The following is a 16,412-nucleotide window of genomic DNA, read 5'->3' as shown; positions in this document are numbered from 1 at the left end:
CTACCAGAAGGTATCGCGACGCTTCGCCCGGGCAATCACATTGCCCGGCATGCGGTTTTCCAGGCTGCGGCGTAAACTGGTGATTTTGCTGTGGGTCTTGCGACTAGCCGTCACCGTGTTATACAGCCAGCGATAGGCATCCTCGAAATCCAGCGGACTGCCGTAATTGCTGAGCAGCAGTTCGGCCAACTGGATACGGGCATCGACATTGCCCATGGATGCCGCTTCACGTAAGTAGGGAATCGCTCGCTCCCGATCTTGCTGAACCAGCGTTCCCGTCGCGTAGTAGCGACCCAACTGCTCCAGCGCTGCCGGTGATCCCTGGTGGGCCGCAGACTGCATGTAATAAACACCCGTCTCGACATCACGATCAACGCAAACCCCCCATGCCAGCATGTCACCATATAAGAACTGGTAAGCCGGAGACTCAACCCGGACCGCACGGGCTTCAATATCCTGAAGCAACTGACAATCATCGGCTTTTACCTGTTGAAGGTGGCTGTTGGCGTCAAACATACGGATCAGATCTGACTCGGTATACACAGGCACTGCCTCACCTACATCTTCTAATGCATAGGCGGGTGTCGCTGTCAGCAATGTGGAAAGAAGCAGGGCTTGCAGTTTCATTTACTAGTCTCTGTTGAACCGTAGATACCTTATCGGCAAGAGTCAGTCAGACTTTAACCTCTTTATCAGAAAAACGGCAATTTTTTGCCGCTTGAATTCTTTACACAGTAGGAAAATTGACGCAACCGGCAGCGGCGAATATTGGGAGCAAGATCCATAGTCGGCGAGTATCGCCGTTCCCCCAACCCGCAGGTATAAAAAAACCAACCCCTCAGGGTTGGCTTTTATCCATCTGTTCATCAGAAGCGATGATTATTCACCGTATGGGTGAACCTTGATGATAGTCTCGTTACGGTCAGGACCAGTCGAGATAATGTCGATTGGCACACCCGTTAGCTCTTCGATACGCGCGATGTAATCAAGAGCCGCCTGTGGAAGCGCATCCAGTGACTTAGCACCAAATGTGTTTTCAGACCAACCAGGCATAGTTTCGTAGATTAGCTCTAGATCTTCGTAAGCGTCAGCCGCCATTGGAGATACTTCCAGAAGCTCGCCATCTTTAGTCTTGTAACCAGTACAGATCTTGATTTCTTTCAGGCCATCCAATACGTCTAGCTTGGTTAGGCAGAAACCTGAGATTGAGTTGATCTGAATAGCACGACGCATAGCCACCGCATCAAACCAACCAGTACGACGTAGACGACCTGTCGTTGCGCCAAACTCGTTACCGACTTCACCTAGGTGCTTACCAACTGGGTCTTGCTTATCCTGACCGTCGTATAGCTCAGTCGGGAATGGACCTGCACCAACACGTGTACAATATGCTTTCGCAATACCCAGGATATAACCCAGGTGACGCGGACCAAAACCAGAACCTGCAGCAACACCACCAGCAGTTGTGTTAGAAGAGGTTACATACGGGTAAGTACCGTGGTCGATGTCCAGCAGCGTACCTTGAGCACCTTCGAACATGATTTTGTCGCCACGCAGACGCGCATCGTCAAGCTCTTTAGTCACATCGATAACCATCGCAGTCAGTACGTCAGCCTGACCCATGATAGTTTCAAGTACTTCTTCGTAGCTTACTGGCTCGGCATTGTAGTAATGCTCAAGCTGGAAGTTGTGGTAAGCCATAACTTCTTTAAGCTTCTCAGCAAAAGCTTCTTTATCGAACAAATCGCCAACACGTAGGCCGCGACGAGCAACTTTATCTTCGTAAGCTGGACCGATACCACGACCCGTCGTACCAATCGCTTTTTTACCGCGAGCGATTTCACGAGCCTGGTCAAGTGCGATGTGGTAAGGAAGGATTAGCGGACAAGCTTCTGACAGGAACAGACGTTCACGAACAGGAATACCACGCTCTTCTAGCGGGCCCATTTCTTTCATCAGTGCATCTGGAGAAAGTACAACACCGTTACCGATGATGCATTTAACGTTGTCACGCAGGATACCTGATGGGATCAGGTGAAGGACAGTTTTTTCACCGTCAATGACAAGAGTGTGACCTGCATTGTGGCCACCTTGGTAGCGGACTACATACTTTGCATCTTCGGTCAAAAGATCAACGATCTTACCCTTACCTTCGTCACCCCATTGGGTGCCAAGAACGACTACATTATTTGCCATCTTTCTTCGTCTATCAGTAGTTAAAAAGGGATTCTAGCACCTTAAAGAGCGCCTTGCAGTCATTTTTTAACCGTAGCGGCTATTTCTGCAAGAACACTGTCACGGTTGCATGCTAGGGCGATTTACATACTAGTGTACATCATGTAGGCAATCACACTGCCGGCGACGACCAGGCAGCCGCCGATCCGACGCAGGGTATTGTCATTTTGCTGGCTCAGCTGACTTACCATCTCTCGCCACCCTCTTGGTGCCAATAACGGCCCAAGCCCTTCAAAAACCAACACTAACCCCAAAGCCAACCAAATTGCTTTACTCATGATCACGACCTTAATATTGCATTCTGTTCCAACGGCAAAAAAAAAGACAAGGCCGAGGCCTTGTCTTTCTGCTTATCAGTTTCGGCTTAGTTAGTGCCGCTTGACTCTTTCATGTACTTGAAGAAGTCAGTACTTGGATCAACCACCAAGATATCGTTCTTCGAGTTGAAGCTGTTCTCATACGCTTTCAAAGAACGCAGGAAGTTATAGAACTCCGGATCCTTGTTAAACGCTGAAGAGTAAATCTCAGCCGTTTTCGCATCAGCCGTACCGCGCACTACACGTGCCTGACGGTCAGCATCAGCCAGGATTTTCGCCACTTCCAGCTCAGACTGGGCGCGGATAACTTCTGCTTTCTCACGACCTTGAGAGCGGTGCTTACGCGCGACAGACTCACGCTCGGCTCGCATACGACGGTAGATAGACTCACTGATTTCATCAGGCAGGTTGATTTTCTTCATACGGAAGTCAACCACTTCAACACCCAAGTCTTTCATTGCGCTTATCTTGATGTCAGCCAGTACATTAGCCATGATTTGATCACGCTGGCCTTCCACCTCTTTGCGAGGAGCCACTTCCGCGACGATGTCCGTTGCTGGCGCATCATCTTCGGCTGTCGGTGCATTCTCATCGCTCAGCTTGCCGCGATCCGGACCGGAAACGATTTGCTTGATCTCGCGCGAACCAATTTCAGAACGCAGGCTATCAACCACTTTACGTTTCAGTAGCGCTTCTGCCGTTGAAGCATCACCGCCACCGGTTGTCAGGTAGTACTGACCGAAATCTTCGATACGCCATTTAACATAGGTATCGATGATCACGTCTTTTTTCTCTGACGTGACGAAACGGTCGGCCTGGTCATCCATAGTCTGGATACGGGCATCAAGCATACGGACACGATCGAATACCGGCACCTTGAAGTGCAGACCCGGTTCATAAATACGTGCAATTTCAGTATTGTTGTCTTTCAGGATCCGGCCAAACCGAACCACAATACCGCGCTCGCCTTCCTGTACGATGAACATCGACATCAGCAGCGCAGCAATAAAGATGACAATCACTGGGATCATTAACTTACGCATAATTAATATCTCCCTTGACGGCCAGTATCGCCACGCGGAGTCGTGGATACAGGAGCTGTTGTTTCAACTTTCTCAAGCTCAATACCGTAGGAGCCGCTTGATGTGCTGCTCTTAGGCTTGCTGCCCTGCGCAGACGGGTTGATTAGTTTGTCTAGCGGCAGGTACAACAAGTTGCCACTGGAGTTGGAATCAACCATGACCTTGCTGGTGTTGCCGTATACGCGTTCCATCGTTTCCAGATACAGACGGTTACGGGTAACTTCCTGGGCAGCCTGGTACTCTGGAAGTAGCTTCTCAAACTGTGCTACTTCACCGAGCGCACCATTGATGGCCTTCTCAGAATAACCTTCAGCTTCCTTCTTCAGACGCTCCGCACGACCGGTTGCTTTCGGCAAGATATCATTGCTGTAAGCCTCGGCTTCACGAACGAAACGCTCTTCATCTTCTCGTGCAGCGATAGCATCATCAAACGCATCTTTTACCGCTTCCGGTGGACGCGCTGACTGGAAGTTCACATCGACAACGAAGATACCCATATCATAGGTTTGGATAATCTTGTCGATCGCTTCCTGGGTGTTGGCACGAATAGTCTGACGGCCCGTCGTCAATGCCTCATCCATCGCCGAGTCACCAATTACCGCACGCAGTGCTGAATCGGTAGCCTGACGCAGACTGTCATCGGCGTTGGTCACGCTAAACAGATACTTGTTGGCATCTGAAACACGGTACTGAACATCCATTTCAACTTTCAGTACGTTTTCGTCTTTGGTCAGCATAAGGCCGGAGCTACGCAGAGAGCGGATAGCCTGAACGTTGACCGGTGTCACTTCGTCAATAAACGTCGGCTTCCAGTTCAGACCCGGATCAACCATCTCGTAAAACTTACCAAAGCGCAGTACTACGCCTCGTTCCGCTTCACCAATGGTATAGAAACCCGAGAATCCCCATACTGCAGTCGCAAGTACTGCAATCGCCCCTAGACCGGCAGCACTGCCACCAGCCGAAGGCCCTTTCTTATTCCCCAAAATGCCACCGAACTTACGACTTAGTTTTGAAAAAACTTCATCGAGATCCGGTGGACCTTGATCACGCCCGCCGCGATTATTATTCCCCCAAGGGTCTTTATCACGGCCGCCGTTGTTACCAGGCTCATTCCACGCCATTATAGAACTCCATCAATATGATATGACGACAGTTTTTCTTATTACTCTAGCAGTCCATTAAGCAACGATAAAGTCATCTAACGAAGTACTTTCTCTTTTTTGTAACCGAGACCACTCAGCCAACGGTAATCGAATATCAATCGTCAGGCTGCCATCAGACTCATATTCTTCGTGCAAAATACACCCAAGCTGGTAAAACTTACTGCGGTAGCGGCCAATCAGATATGGCGGCAGACACAGCGTATGTTTCACCATAGTGCCAGACAAACGTTCAGTCAGCGCCTCGAACAACAGGTCAATGCCCTGTCCTTCAATCGCCGAAACCCAAACCCGACGGGGACTCCCGTCTTCGTCTCGCTCAATACGCGGTTCGGCACCTTCCAGATTGTCGATCTTATTCATGACAATCAGGACAGGGACTTCGCCGGCATCGATTTCATCGAGCACATTGTTCACCGCATCAATGTTTTCGCGAAAACGCTCGTCACTGGCATCCACCACATGCAACAGCAAACTTGCATCCTGAGTTTCTTTCAATGTTGCCTTAAACGCAGCCACCAGGTCATGGGGCAAGTGGCGAATAAACCCAACTGTATCGGCCAGAATCGATGTGCCGACATCGGCAACGTCAATCTTTCGCAAGGTTGGATCCAAGGTCGCAAACAGCTGGTCGGCCGCATAAACCCCGGCATCTGTAACTCGGTTAAACAACGTCGATTTTCCCGCGTTGGTATAACCCACCAGCGAGATGGTCGGTATTTCAGCCCGATTTCTGGCTCTGCGCCCCTGATCGCGTTGTTTCGATACCTTTTCCAATCTACGTAAAATAGTTTTGATACGGTCTCGTAGTAAACGGCGATCCGTTTCCAGCTGGGTTTCACCCGGACCACGCAAACCGATACCACCTTTCTGTCGTTCAAGGTGGGTCCAACCGCGGATCAATCGAGTGGAGATATGACGTAACTGAGCAAGCTCAACCTGCAATTTACCCTCATGGGTACGTGCACGCTGGGCAAAAATATCCAGGATCAGGCCAGTACGGTCTAATACTCTGCATTTACAAATCTGCTCCAGATTACGCTCTTGCGCTGGAGAGAGGGAGTGGTTGAATATCACGATCTCGGCTTCTTCAGCCCGAACCGCTTCGGCAATTTCCTGTGCTTTACCTTCTCCCACGTAATACTTAGGGTGGGGAGTTTTACGACTACCTGTGACTACACGTAGCGTATTAACTCCCGCAGAGGAGACCAGCATTTCGCATTCGCTTAAGTCTTCCCATTCCCCTTCTTGCGTGAAGTTGATATGAACAAGAATAGCCTGCTCACCGGCTTCATAACGGTCAAACAAGCAATCAACTCCTTATCGAAGAATACTCTTATTCTTCAGTTTTTTCTTGAGAACGCTCAGCAGGAGCCGGACGGTCACCTGCATGATGGTGATTCACTGGACGAGCCGGAACCACTGTAGAGATCGCATGCTTATACACCATCTGGTTAACAGTGTTTTTAAGAAGGATCACGAACTGATCGAATGATTCAATCTGGCCCTGAAGTTTGATGCCGTTCACCAGGTAGATAGAGACCGGTATTCTTTCACGACGCAGCGCATTCAAAAACGGGTCTTGCAAAGATTGCCCCTTAGCCATTATTTCTTTTCCTTATTTGTTTGTAGTTGTATTTAGCAACGAACAAAATTAAAAATACGCAAAACAGTGAGAGTATACACGTTAATCAAACATCACATCTAACTGAGTTTGTGACTGTTTGTAACGCTTTATCCACATCACTGCTATCCAACCACGTCAAATCTTTCCAGCTGCGAAGCCAGGTAATTTGACGCTTCGCCAATTGACGGGTGGCGCAGATTCCACGGAAAACCGCTTCGTCCAAATCACACTTCCCGTCCAAGTATTCCCACATCTGTCGGTAACCCACGCAACGTATCGATGGAAGATCTGGATGCAGATCACCTCGCTCATACAAAGCACGAACTTCCTGTTCAAAACCTGCTTCGATCATTTTGTCAAAACGTTGCTCAATCCTCTGATGTAGGACAGCCCTATCCTTGGGTGTTATTGCAAATTGGTGAACCTTGTATGGTAAAGATTCACCTTGGGTTTTCGTCAGCTCTGTTAAAGTTTTACCCGAAATACGGAAAACTTCCAATGCCCGAGAGAGCCGCTGCGGATCATTAGGGTGGATCCTGGCTCCCGACACCGGATCAATCCGCACTAGCTCCTCGTGCAATGCCTGCCAGCCTTTCTCTTCGGCCTCTCGCTCAATCTCAGCCCGGATCTCCGGATCCGCCGCCGGCAAAGGCGACAAGCCTTCCAATAATGCCTTGTAGTACAACATAGTACCACCAACCAACAGAGGAATTCTCCCTGCTGCAACTATATCAGCCATTTCTTTCAGTGCATCAGCGCGAAAGTCTGCAGCTGAATAACTTTGCGCTGGATCACGAATATCGATAAGACGGTGAGGCGCAAGAGAAAGTTCCCGCGCATCTGGCTTGGCTGTGCCGATATCCATTTCTTTATAGATAAGGGCTGAATCAACACTTATCAACTCCACCGGCAACTGCTGGCGCAATCGAATGGCCAAATCTGTTTTTCCCGATGCGGTCGGGCCCATTAAAAAAATGGCCTGAGGTAGTGGCTTGCTCATAAATCAAATGCTTCTATTGCCGCGCCGACGTCAACCGGACGCAGCAAGTTTGGATAATAGTGTTCAAGTGAATCTCCCCATAGCTGTTCCAGATCCGTCACCAGCTGTATAGCCTGCGACAAGCTGAAGCCTTCGGTCGGAATCACGAGCTGCGATGCTAACCAGTCCAGCAACTTATCCCAACCCTGCGCTTCAGGGTCATCGGCTACCGAAGCCAGATACCCCAACAGGGCCGGGATCAGCTGCTGCAGGTTTTGCTGCCTAAGCGGCATACAAACTGACATGATGATCAGCCCGTTTTTGCCCTTGGCTTTAAGATGAATGCCCAGTTGCTTGAGCAACTTAGCATGCTGTTCTGCACATTCTATCATGCCTGGCTCAACCGGTACGGAATGTGGGATCAACAATGGCTGCGGTTTCAACCCTTCTGTTTGGGCCAACTGCAGTTGGCCTTTGCAGCGCAGACGCTGTGCCTTGTCCAACGAGAGAACAAATACCCCGTTATCTCGACTCAGCAGCAAGTAGCGCTGCTGCGTCAAACACAGAGCCTTGCCCAGACCAATCCCATTTTGTGCATCAATGGCCGTTTGGCGAACTGGCGATGGCGTTATCGGAGCACGGGTCGTTGGTTCAGGGCGGGGGGCGGCAGGTTCCCGCGAAGAAGAAGCTGTCGGTACCGATGTAGACACCGGAGAAAGAGGCTCAAAATCCGCCTGTTTCGGTGTTTGCATCAATTGTTGGTAAGCACTAACCTCGCGTTTAGACGGTGCATCGTGGCCAAACTGGCGCTGCTGCCCCTGGCCTCTCGGCATCCCCGAGGCACCTGTTGTCCCCGATGCCCTGGAGGCACCCGCCTCACGGTAGCTGCCACCATGCTCATGATGATTTGAGGTTGGCAACCACTCACTTGCATGGGCCTTATTGGGGTAATCAGGCGTACGCGCCACCGCTGACATGACTGCCGACGGTTCGGCAATCCCATCATCTGGCGGTGTGACAGCCTGGCTGGCTTCGGCACTGCCCCGCCGAGGCGGCTGATACAGTGCTTCGCTGCTCTCTTCTAGGCTATGTTCCAGACCTTGTTGCAGGGCGCTCTGCAGCCCCTGGCAGATAAAGTCATGAACCAGCCTCGCCTGATGGAAACGCACTTCATGCTTCGCCGGGTGGACGTTGACATCCACCTGGTGCGGATCAACCTCGATAAACAGCACATAGGCCGCATACTGATCAGCCGCCAGGCTGGTTTCGTACGCCTGGCGGATAGCGTGATTGATGAGCTTGTCCTTCATCATCCGGCCATTGACGTAGCAGTACTGAATATCGTTCTGGGCTCTGGCTCCCTGCGGGCTGCAAATCCAGCCCGACAGTTTCAGGTCACCATGTTCCAGCTCGACAGCCAGTGCATGGTTAAGAAAATTAGAGCCGCACACCGCTGCTAGACGGCGCTCTTTTTGTACCTGGGTTTGGGAGGCTCGATATTGGCGGATCATTTTGCCGTTATGGCGCAGATTGATCGTGACATCCAGCCGGCTGAGTGCGATGCGCTTGAGCAGTTCGTCAATATGGCCAAATTCGGTTTTCTCGGTCCGCAGGAACTTGCGTCGGGCTGGGGTATTGAAGAACAGATCCAGCACTTCCAGCGAGGTCCCCACCGGGTGGGCAGCCGGTTTGAGCTGTACCTCCATGTCCCGCCCTTCAGCATAGGCAGACCATGCCTCTTCCTGATCCGCCGTCTTGGAGGTCAGGGTCAGACGGGAAACCGAGCTGATACTGGCCAGCGCCTCACCACGAAAGCCCAGGCTTACAATGGCTTCAAGATCGTCTAATGAGGTAATTTTCGACGTAGCGTGGCGGCTTAAAGCCAGGCTGAGTTCCTCTTTCGGGATCCCCTTGCCGTTATCGCGGATACGGATAGTCCGGCTGCCGCCCTTGTCTATATCGATATCAATACGGGTGGCACCGGCATCCAAACTGTTTTCTACCAGCTCTTTTACCACCGAGGCAGGACGTTCGACAACTTCGCCTGCAGCAATCTGGTTTGCCAGCCGGGCGGGCAAGATCTGAATAGGCATAATTCACTTCTAGGTATGGTTAACTACTCGGGATGGTTAGCTGTTGGCCTACCGCTAATGTATCTGAGCTTAGCTTATTTGCCTGGCGGAGACTATTTACACTGATCCCATAACGGGAAGCAATCTTGCCCAGAAACTCGCCGCGCTTCACCGTATGCTTCATCGCCTTGCGATTACTGGTGTCAATTTTTAGCTTCTGGCCAATCGCCAGCTCATCGGAGCGTAACTTATTCAGGCTGCGGATACTGGCGACCGTTACACCATAATTGGTCGCAATTTTGCCAAGAAACTCGCCACGCTTCACCGTATGGGTCGTCACTCTAACCGTCCGTTGTGCAGGCTTCGTCGAGGCCGATGACGCCGTTCTGCTCGCCGCAGCAACGGTGCTTCCCGGGATCACCAGTATCTGGCCGACTTTCAGGGTATTACTGCTGAGCTTATTGACCTTCTTCAGTGACGCTACCGACGTGCCGTACTTGCTGGCAATCACACTGAGGGACTGGCCAGAGGTAACCTTGTGCTTCACCCCGCCTTTTCTCGCCGCAAACAAAGTACCTTCCGGCGGTTTGGCATTAAAGTAAGCCAGCACCCCTTTGTAGACGGCATTCGCCAGCTTAGTCTGATGCGAGCGTGAATTGAGCAACCGCTCTTCCTTCGGATTGGTAATGAATCCGGTTTCGACCAGCAACGACGGAATATCCGGCGATTTCAACACCGCCAGACTGGCGTGCTCCGGCTTGCTTTTATGCAGGGTAGTCACCCGGCTCAGCTCTTTCAGTACCCGAGTCGCCACATCATATCCCTCTTTCTGGGAGTGGCTGAACTGCAAGTCCAAGACGGCCATGCTCAAGTACTGATCATCATTTCCCCCGGACAACACGTCACCGCCGCCAAGCAATTCGGACTGCTTCTCATGCTGTTCGAGCCAACGACCAATTTCACTGTTAGCACGACGAGTATTGAGTACCCATACCGACGCCCCGCGAGGCTGTGGTTTGTGGAATCCATCAGCATGGATTGATACCAGCAGGTGAGCCTTATTGCGACGGGCAATGTCCGAGCGCTTGTTGAGGTTAACAAAATAATCAGCCTGACGGGTCAATACCGCTTTCATGCCCGGGGTGGCATTGATTTTGGCCGCCACTTTTTTCGAAATGTCCAAGGTGACATTTTTCTCGTACTTACGTGTCGGACCGATAGAGCCTGGGTCTTCCCCGCCGTGACCGGCATCAATTGCGACGATAATGTCATCATTGCCATAGGGCAGCAGAGCTTTCTGGTTTTCCGTCACCGTTTTTTTCGGTGCCGCAGGTTTGGCCTTCACCGCCTTTTTCTTGTGCGGCAGGTCCAGCACCAGACGGTGGCTATAATGGCCATCCGGCGTTGGCGCCAACTTGAAAATAGTTGGGTTAACGCCAGTCTTGGTTTCAAACACCAAACGGTAGGTGCCTTTCTCCGGTGCGCTGCTATTGCGAATTTTCGTCAACACCGCACTGTTTTTGACCGTCACCGGCAACTTGGTTTTTAAGGTGGTTTTTTTAAGGTCGACAACCAAGCGCTCTGGCTTGGTCAGGGTGAAGTAGGAAAACGTCACCTCATCTTGCAGATCCAGCACCACGCGGGTTTCATCTGGCGCGGGCCAGACGCGAATGCTCTTCAGCTCGTTGGCCATCGCCACCGAGCCGAACATCCCTACCCCAAAAAATAATAAGTACAAAAAAGCCCGTAAAGACATCCTGATCAACACAACTCCAAACGCTTGATCAACTCTAGACCATATTCATTTCTTGCGGTAACAGCCACATTTCGCTGCTCACCGGCATAGCGCATTTCGATTTCCAGATCCGGCTCAGGCAACAAGCCCTCGCCCTTATCTGGCCACTCCACCAAACAGATAGCGTCATTGCTGAAATAATCACGGATCCCCATAAACTCCAGCTCTTCAGGATCCGCCAGGCGGTACAAGTCGAAATGGTACACCTGCCAGGGTGGCAGTTCATACGGTTCCACCAAGGTATAGGTCGGGCTCTTCACATTGCCCTGATGGCCAAGGGCTCGAATAAAGCCCCGGCTAAATGTGGTCTTGCCTGCACCCAAGTCGCCATACAAATAAATGGTTGTCTGGCGCTTACATGCCTGTGCCAATTTAAGGCCTAAATCTACGGTTGCCTGTTCATCGGCAAGCAGTGTTTCAAATGTTTGCATTGTTATCTTTATCTTGGGTTTACTAATTGTCGAATATAAGGAAACAGATCACTGGCCAATACACCACGTTCCCCCTCCCGGGCACAAAGATCAGCGGCGGTACTGTGGATCCAGACGCCAGTCCGGGCGGCTTCCGATAATGAAAGCCCCTGCCCTGCCAACGCCCCGATAATGCCAGAAAGCACATCACCCATGCCACCTGTCGCCATTCCAGGGTTACCGGCAGTACATACCCAGCACTGCCGACCGTCATTGATCAGAGTACCGGCTCCTTTCAGAACAACGACACCGCCAAACTTTTGCTGCAGCGACTGCGCGGCAGCAAACCGGTCAGCCTCTACTGCGGCGACCGTGGTATTTAGCAACCGGGCCGCTTCTCCCGGGTGCGGCGTCATTATACGATTATTTTTATAGTCTGGTGAGAGGGCCAATAAGTTCAATCCATCGGCATCAACGACCATTGTTTTCTCGGTGGCGTCAAAGTGGAACAACAGTGCCTTGCTCCAGTCACTCTGCCCCAGGCCAGGCCCTATCACAATAACATCAGCCCACTCCAGCCTCTGGCTGATTTCATGGGCTTTGTCTTGCCACCCCTGCACCATTATCTCAGGTCTGGCGGTAACAATTGACAGCACATTGTCAGGCTGGGTGATCACCGCGGTCAGCCCGGCCCCGCTTCTTGCACAAGCTTCGGCAGCCAGCCGAATGGCACCGGCCATCCCTACATCACCACCGGCACATAATACCCGACCATGATCCCCCTTGTGTGCTGTACGACCGCGGCGGGGCAAACACTGCTTCACCGCATCCTGACAGATCCGGTAAGCCGACGGCTGCACCTGCTGGCGAAAAGCATCGTCGACACCCAAGCCGGCAAAAAGAACCTCTCCGCAGTACTGAGCCGCCTGGCCGGTACACAGTCCTTGCTTCAAACCGATAAAGGTCACTGTCGATAGTGCCTGAATAACCGTGCCAAGGATATTGCCCGTATCAGCGCACAGCCCAGATGGCACGTCGACTGCGACAACCGGCCGTCCAGCCTGATTAATTAGGCTAATCAGCCCGGCACTGTCTTCCCGGACGCTGCCTTTCAGGCCGGTTCCCAACAAGGCATCAACGATCACCTCGGCAGAGTCCGGAACCTTAGACTGCGGCAGCGTAATTTTCCCACCGCAGGCAAGCCAGGCATCCCGGGCTCGGGCAGCATCCCCCGACAAACGTTCGGGCTGTCCCAACTGCCACAGCGTTACCGCCAGCCCCGATTCCCGGGCCAGCCGGGCCACAACATAGCCGTCCCCGCCGTTATTACCACCACCACAGCATACCAGCAGTGAAGCAGCCTCCGGGTACTGTTGGCGAAAATGTGAAAATACCGCCTGCCCGGCTCTTTCCATTAACTGGTACATCTCAAGCTGCATTGCTCTGGCCGCCAACTGCTCGCCGTGGCGAACCTGTTCAGCGCGGTATAAGTGTGTCGGTAGTTGCGAAGTCACCATGGTATTGCCTTACCTCTGAGCCGCTAACGTTCTTCACGGTTGCCAAGATCAGCGCAGGCAGGGCAACCAAACCACATAATGAATAAATAGTGCCCAAAACTACCGCCCGGTACAATGTCAAAAAAGTATTTCTGCTCCCATTCTTGCTGAGTTTTCTATTATCAGTAAAAGCAATGATGATTGTGTTACACTTCGGCCCCCAAGAATTCAGCCACACTGTGAATCAGAGCATGAACATCGACTACAGCGAACTGACCCAGAAAATCAAACAATGGGGCAAGGAACTCGGCTTCCAGCAAGTGGGGATCAGCGATATAGATCTTCACCAGCACGAGGCTCAGCTTCAGCGCTGGATTGATGCCGGCTACCACGGTGACATGGACTGGATGGCCCGCCACGGTATGATGCGAGCCCGTCCCGCCGAACTGCATCCCGGTACGGTTCGGGTTATCAGTGTACGGATGAACTACTTACCTCCTGAGGCTGGGTTTGCCCAGAGCCTCAAACAGCCCGATACGGCCTACATCAGCCGCTATTCGCTGGGACGGGATTACCACAAGCTGATTCGTAATCGTCTCAAGCGTCTTGGCCAATTGATCGAACAAGAAGTTGGCGAGTTCGGCTACCGTCCTTTTGTCGACTCGGCCCCTATTCTTGAACGCCCTTTGGCAGAAAAAGCCGGCCTGGGCTGGACAGGGAAACACTCGCTAATCCTTAGTCCGGAAGCCGGCTCTTGGTTTTTTCTTGGCGAACTGTTCATTGATCTCCCTCTCCCAGTCGATACTCCCATCGACAACCAATGCGGCAAGTGTGTTGCCTGTATGACCAGCTGCCCCACCGGAGCCATCGTTGAGGAAGGCGTCGTTGATGCCAGGCGCTGCATCTCCTACCTCACCATTGAGTTTGACGGCATTATTCCTGAAGAGCTGCGAGAGCCCATTGGCAACCGGATTTACGGCTGTGACGATTGTCAGCTGGTCTGCCCGTTTAACCGTTTTTCGGATCTTACCGAAGAAGTTGACTATCATTGTCGTGATAGCCTGTATCAGCAGCCACTGCATGTGCTGTACCAATGGACAGAAAAACAGTTTTTAAAAAATACGGAAGGTTCGGCAATCCGGCGTATCGGTCATATTCAATGGTTGCGTAACTTAACGATTGCTATGGGTAACGCACCCTATAGCGCAGATATCTTTGAGGCTTTGGAACAGCGCCTTGGGGAAAACAAATTGCTTGATATTCATATTCACTGGGCGATGGAAAAACAAACGGAGAGGCGCCAGGAACATGCCGTTGAGATATTACCGGGCAAAACCAAGAGGCTGATCCGGATTGTCGAAAAAGGCCTGCCGCGAGATGCATAGCCCTGGGGGTCTTTAAGCGCCTGCACACTATTGGATACACAAACTGGGAGCGAAATCAGGCTTCTGCATGAATGTGGAAAACAATTTCATCCCCACGATTTTATCCCTAATCGTAAAATATTAAACACAGGCCTGAATGCAGGGAATCAAAACAGTTATCCCAAGACAAAACATATTGATCATGCTGTATATAAATATTGAATAAAGATATTAAAACTCAGCAATATCAACACTTTATCTTGTTGATAATTTTTCTGGGATAACATTTTTTCGAGGTAGATTTATTGGGAGAAAGGAGTTATTCACACGGAGTCGGCACACGTAATCAACTGACTTACCCACAGTTTGACTCATGTGGATAAGTCTGTGCACTAACTAATGATTTGTTCCAAAGATCAAGACAGCAGCCCAGAATATATCAGCATTCAGGCAATTATTGATTCTGGATAAAGAGAGCAGATACGATTCACAAGTCCTCATCAGCAGCGTATAAGCCAACTACTGGTATCAGCTAAATCAAAGAGCATGTGTCGTCATTTGGCACCAATACCTCACGGCATTGGCTTACAGAGCATCGTATTTACCTAAGATACAAAATCAGTCACTAAAGACTGTCTCGGTAAAATTCTGATGATGTCGTCGAAGCTGATTGCTTCTTATGGTTCCTTGTAGCCGAAGCTACGGAACTTGGAGCAACACACAAGGCTATCGGTGGTCGAGTAACCCAGGAATGTTGCATTTGGACTAATACTTCACAGTAGTAGTTTTGCCGTTTCACTATCAGATATAACGATAATGACAGCAGAAATTGGAGCGACACACGAGGTTCGAACTCGTGACCTCAACCTTGGCAAGGTTGCGCTCTACCAGCTGAGCTAGTGTCGCATATTCTCATAAGAGAATTGGTTGCGGGGGCCGGATTTGAACCGACGACCTTCGGGTTATGAGCCCGACGAGCTACCAAGCTGCTCCACCCCGCGTCCGTATTTTTCACCGTTCAAAGTACCGTGAGAACTTATCAATTTGGAGCGTCGCGGCCGGCTAGGTACACGAGGTTCCTCGTGAGTCAGCCATGACTCTCTTAAATTTGGAGCGACACACGAGGTTCGAACTCGTGACCTCAACCTTGGCAAGGTTGCGCTCTACCAGCTGAGCTAGTGTCGCATATTCTCATAAGAGAATTGGTTGCGGGGGCCGGATTTGAACCAACGACCTTCGGGTTATGAGCCCGACGAGCTACCAAGCTGCTCCACCCCGCGTCCGTATTTTCACCGTTTAAAGTACCGTGAGAACTTATTTAATTGGAGCGACACACGAGGTTCGAACTCGTGACCTCAACCTTGGCAAGGTTGCGCTCTACCAGCTGAGCTAGTGTCGCATCACATCTCATCATTCAAAGCATGATGAAGGCTTATCAAATTGGAGCGACACACGAGGTTCGAACTCGTGACCTCAACCTTGGCAAGGTTGCGCTCTACCAGCTGAGCTAGTGTCGCATCACATCTCATCATTCAAAGCATAATGAAAGCTTATCAAATTGGAGCGACACACGAGGTTCGAACTCGTGACCTCAACCTTGGCAAGGTTGCGCTCTACCAGCTGAGCTAGTGTCGCATCACATCTCACCATTCAAAGCATGATGAAGGCTTATCAAATTGGAGCGACACACGAGGTTCGAACTCGTGACCTCAACCTTGGCAAGGTTGCGCTCTACCAGCTGAGCTAGTGTCGCATATTCTCATAAGAGAATTGGTTGCGGGGGCCGGATTTGAACCGACGACCTTCGGGTTATGAGCCCGACGAGCTACCAAGCTGCTCCACCCCGCGTCCGTATTTTTCACCGTTCAAAGT

Annotated in this window: 13 protein-coding genes and 9 tRNA genes; 1 reads left to right on the top strand and 21 read right to left on the bottom strand. The window is 51.2% G+C overall.

Annotated elements, in window-relative coordinates; all coding sequences use genetic code 11:
• The 12 genes from motX to L4D19_RS28105 all read right to left on the bottom strand — a co-directional run bounded on the left by motX (position 1) and on the right by L4D19_RS28105 (position 13,197).
• Positions 1–627: a flagellar protein MotX gene (motX, locus tag L4D19_RS28160; RefSeq protein WP_428455126.1), complete on the bottom strand. Its 627-nt coding sequence runs from the start codon at positions 625–627 to the stop codon at positions 1–3.
• Positions 628–879: 252 nt separating this feature from the next.
• The gene (locus tag L4D19_RS28155; protein ID WP_075767862.1) at positions 880–2,196 is read right to left on the bottom strand and encodes an adenylosuccinate synthase; all 1,317 of its coding nucleotides are present in this window, start codon (positions 2,194–2,196) and stop codon (positions 880–882) included.
• 122 nt (positions 2,197–2,318) lie between these two features.
• On the bottom strand, positions 2,319–2,513 hold the full coding sequence (locus L4D19_RS28150) for a DUF2065 domain-containing protein (RefSeq protein ID WP_075767861.1): 195 nt from the start codon (positions 2,511–2,513) through the stop codon (positions 2,319–2,321).
• Positions 2,514–2,599: 86 nt separating this feature from the next.
• Positions 2,600–3,595: a protease modulator HflC gene (gene hflC, locus L4D19_RS28145; protein ID WP_160657769.1), complete on the bottom strand. Its 996-nt coding sequence runs from the start codon at positions 3,593–3,595 to the stop codon at positions 2,600–2,602.
• A gap of 2 nt (positions 3,596–3,597) precedes the next feature.
• Positions 3,598–4,758 (bottom strand): FtsH protease activity modulator HflK, encoded by a 1,161-nt coding sequence (gene hflK, locus L4D19_RS28140; RefSeq protein WP_428455125.1) that lies wholly within the window; start codon positions 4,756–4,758, stop codon positions 3,598–3,600.
• 57 nt (positions 4,759–4,815) lie between these two features.
• Positions 4,816–6,105: a ribosome rescue GTPase HflX gene (gene hflX / locus L4D19_RS28135; RefSeq protein WP_075767858.1), complete on the bottom strand. Its 1,290-nt coding sequence runs from the start codon at positions 6,103–6,105 to the stop codon at positions 4,816–4,818.
• A gap of 28 nt (positions 6,106–6,133) precedes the next feature.
• Positions 6,134–6,403, bottom strand: coding sequence for an RNA chaperone Hfq (gene hfq, locus L4D19_RS28130; protein ID WP_075767857.1), 270 nt, complete (start codon positions 6,401–6,403; stop codon positions 6,134–6,136).
• Between the two features lie 85 nt (positions 6,404–6,488).
• Positions 6,489–7,424, bottom strand: coding sequence for a tRNA (adenosine(37)-N6)-dimethylallyltransferase MiaA (gene miaA, locus L4D19_RS28125; protein ID WP_160657758.1), 936 nt, complete (start codon positions 7,422–7,424; stop codon positions 6,489–6,491).
• Positions 7,421–9,496 carry a DNA mismatch repair endonuclease MutL gene (gene mutL, locus L4D19_RS28120; protein WP_428455124.1) on the bottom strand — a complete coding sequence of 692 codons (2,076 nt, stop codon included), beginning with the start codon at positions 9,494–9,496 and terminating at the stop codon, positions 7,421–7,423. Before mutL ends, miaA begins: the two co-directional genes overlap by 4 nt.
• Before the next feature lie 19 nt (positions 9,497–9,515).
• Complete coding sequence (locus L4D19_RS28115; protein WP_428455148.1) at positions 9,516–11,231, bottom strand: N-acetylmuramoyl-L-alanine amidase; 1,716 nt, start codon at positions 11,229–11,231, stop codon at positions 9,516–9,518.
• Positions 11,232–11,236: 5 nt separating this feature from the next.
• Positions 11,237–11,701: a tRNA (adenosine(37)-N6)-threonylcarbamoyltransferase complex ATPase subunit type 1 TsaE gene (gene tsaE, locus L4D19_RS28110; protein ID WP_428455123.1), complete on the bottom strand. Its 465-nt coding sequence runs from the start codon at positions 11,699–11,701 to the stop codon at positions 11,237–11,239.
• Positions 11,702–11,709: 8 nt separating this feature from the next.
• Positions 11,710–13,197, bottom strand: a complete 1,488-nt coding sequence (locus L4D19_RS28105) for an NAD(P)H-hydrate dehydratase (protein ID WP_428455122.1) — start codon at positions 13,195–13,197, stop codon at positions 11,710–11,712.
• A gap of 230 nt (positions 13,198–13,427) precedes the next feature.
• On the opposite strand from L4D19_RS28105, the gene queG reads away from it, so the two are divergent.
• Complete coding sequence (gene queG / locus L4D19_RS28100; RefSeq protein ID WP_428455147.1) at positions 13,428–14,561, top strand: tRNA epoxyqueuosine(34) reductase QueG; 1,134 nt, start codon at positions 13,428–13,430, stop codon at positions 14,559–14,561.
• Positions 14,562–15,370: 809 nt separating this feature from the next.
• On the opposite strand, the gene L4D19_RS28095 is transcribed toward queG, so the two are convergent.
• From L4D19_RS28095 to L4D19_RS28055, 9 genes are all read right to left on the bottom strand, one after another.
• A tRNA-Gly gene (locus L4D19_RS28095) sits at positions 15,371–15,446 on the bottom strand.
• Between the two features lie 18 nt (positions 15,447–15,464).
• Positions 15,465–15,541, bottom strand: a tRNA-Met gene (locus tag L4D19_RS28090).
• 108 nt (positions 15,542–15,649) lie between these two features.
• A tRNA-Gly gene (locus L4D19_RS28085) sits at positions 15,650–15,725 on the bottom strand.
• 18 nt (positions 15,726–15,743) lie between these two features.
• Positions 15,744–15,820, bottom strand: a tRNA-Met gene (locus L4D19_RS28080).
• 43 nt (positions 15,821–15,863) lie between these two features.
• Positions 15,864–15,939, bottom strand: a tRNA-Gly gene (locus tag L4D19_RS28075).
• A gap of 42 nt (positions 15,940–15,981) precedes the next feature.
• Positions 15,982–16,057, bottom strand: a tRNA-Gly gene (locus tag L4D19_RS28070).
• A gap of 42 nt (positions 16,058–16,099) precedes the next feature.
• Positions 16,100–16,175, bottom strand: a tRNA-Gly gene (locus L4D19_RS28065).
• A 42-nt stretch (positions 16,176–16,217) separates the two neighbouring features.
• A tRNA-Gly gene (locus L4D19_RS28060) sits at positions 16,218–16,293 on the bottom strand.
• 18 nt (positions 16,294–16,311) lie between these two features.
• A tRNA-Met gene (locus tag L4D19_RS28055) sits at positions 16,312–16,388 on the bottom strand.
• Positions 16,389–16,412 lie beyond the last annotated feature (24 nt).

Origin of the sequence: Photobacterium kasasachensis (genome assembly GCF_050336885.1) — a bacterium.
Taxonomy (GTDB): domain Bacteria; phylum Pseudomonadota; class Gammaproteobacteria; order Enterobacterales; family Vibrionaceae; genus Photobacterium; species Photobacterium kasasachensis.
Note: the sequence above shows the minus strand (reverse complement) of the source record. Positions and strands in the feature narration are given on the sequence as shown.

What these genes read in the sequence shown, in the direction of transcription:
- motX (WP_428455126.1), bottom strand. Translation starts at nt 627, where the DNA reads ATGAAACTGCAAGCCCTGCTTCTTTCCACATTGCTGACAGCGACACCC.
- L4D19_RS28155 (WP_075767862.1), bottom strand. Translation starts at nt 2,196, where the DNA reads ATGGCAAATAATGTAGTCGTTCTTGGCACCCAATGGGGTGACGAAGGT.
- L4D19_RS28150 (WP_075767861.1), bottom strand. Translation starts at nt 2,513, where the DNA reads ATGAGTAAAGCAATTTGGTTGGCTTTGGGGTTAGTGTTGGTTTTTGAA.
- hflC (WP_160657769.1), bottom strand. Translation starts at nt 3,595, where the DNA reads ATGCGTAAGTTAATGATCCCAGTGATTGTCATCTTTATTGCTGCGCTG.
- hflK (WP_428455125.1), bottom strand. Translation starts at nt 4,758, where the DNA reads ATGGCGTGGAATGAGCCTGGTAACAACGGCGGCCGTGATAAAGACCCT.
- hfq (WP_075767857.1), bottom strand. Translation starts at nt 6,403, where the DNA reads ATGGCTAAGGGGCAATCTTTGCAAGACCCGTTTTTGAATGCGCTGCGT.
- miaA (WP_160657758.1), bottom strand. Translation starts at nt 7,424, where the DNA reads ATGAGCAAGCCACTACCTCAGGCCATTTTTTTAATGGGCCCGACCGCA.
- mutL (WP_428455124.1), bottom strand. Translation starts at nt 9,496, where the DNA reads ATGCCTATTCAGATCTTGCCCGCCCGGCTGGCAAACCAGATTGCTGCA.
- L4D19_RS28115 (WP_428455148.1), bottom strand. Translation starts at nt 11,231, where the DNA reads ATGTCTTTACGGGCTTTTTTGTACTTATTATTTTTTGGGGTAGGGATG.
- tsaE (WP_428455123.1), bottom strand. Translation starts at nt 11,701, where the DNA reads ATGCAAACATTTGAAACACTGCTTGCCGATGAACAGGCAACCGTAGAT.
- L4D19_RS28105 (WP_428455122.1), bottom strand. Translation starts at nt 13,197, where the DNA reads ATGGTGACTTCGCAACTACCGACACACTTATACCGCGCTGAACAGGTT.
- queG (WP_428455147.1), top strand. Translation starts at nt 13,428, where the DNA reads ATGAACATCGACTACAGCGAACTGACCCAGAAAATCAAACAATGGGGC.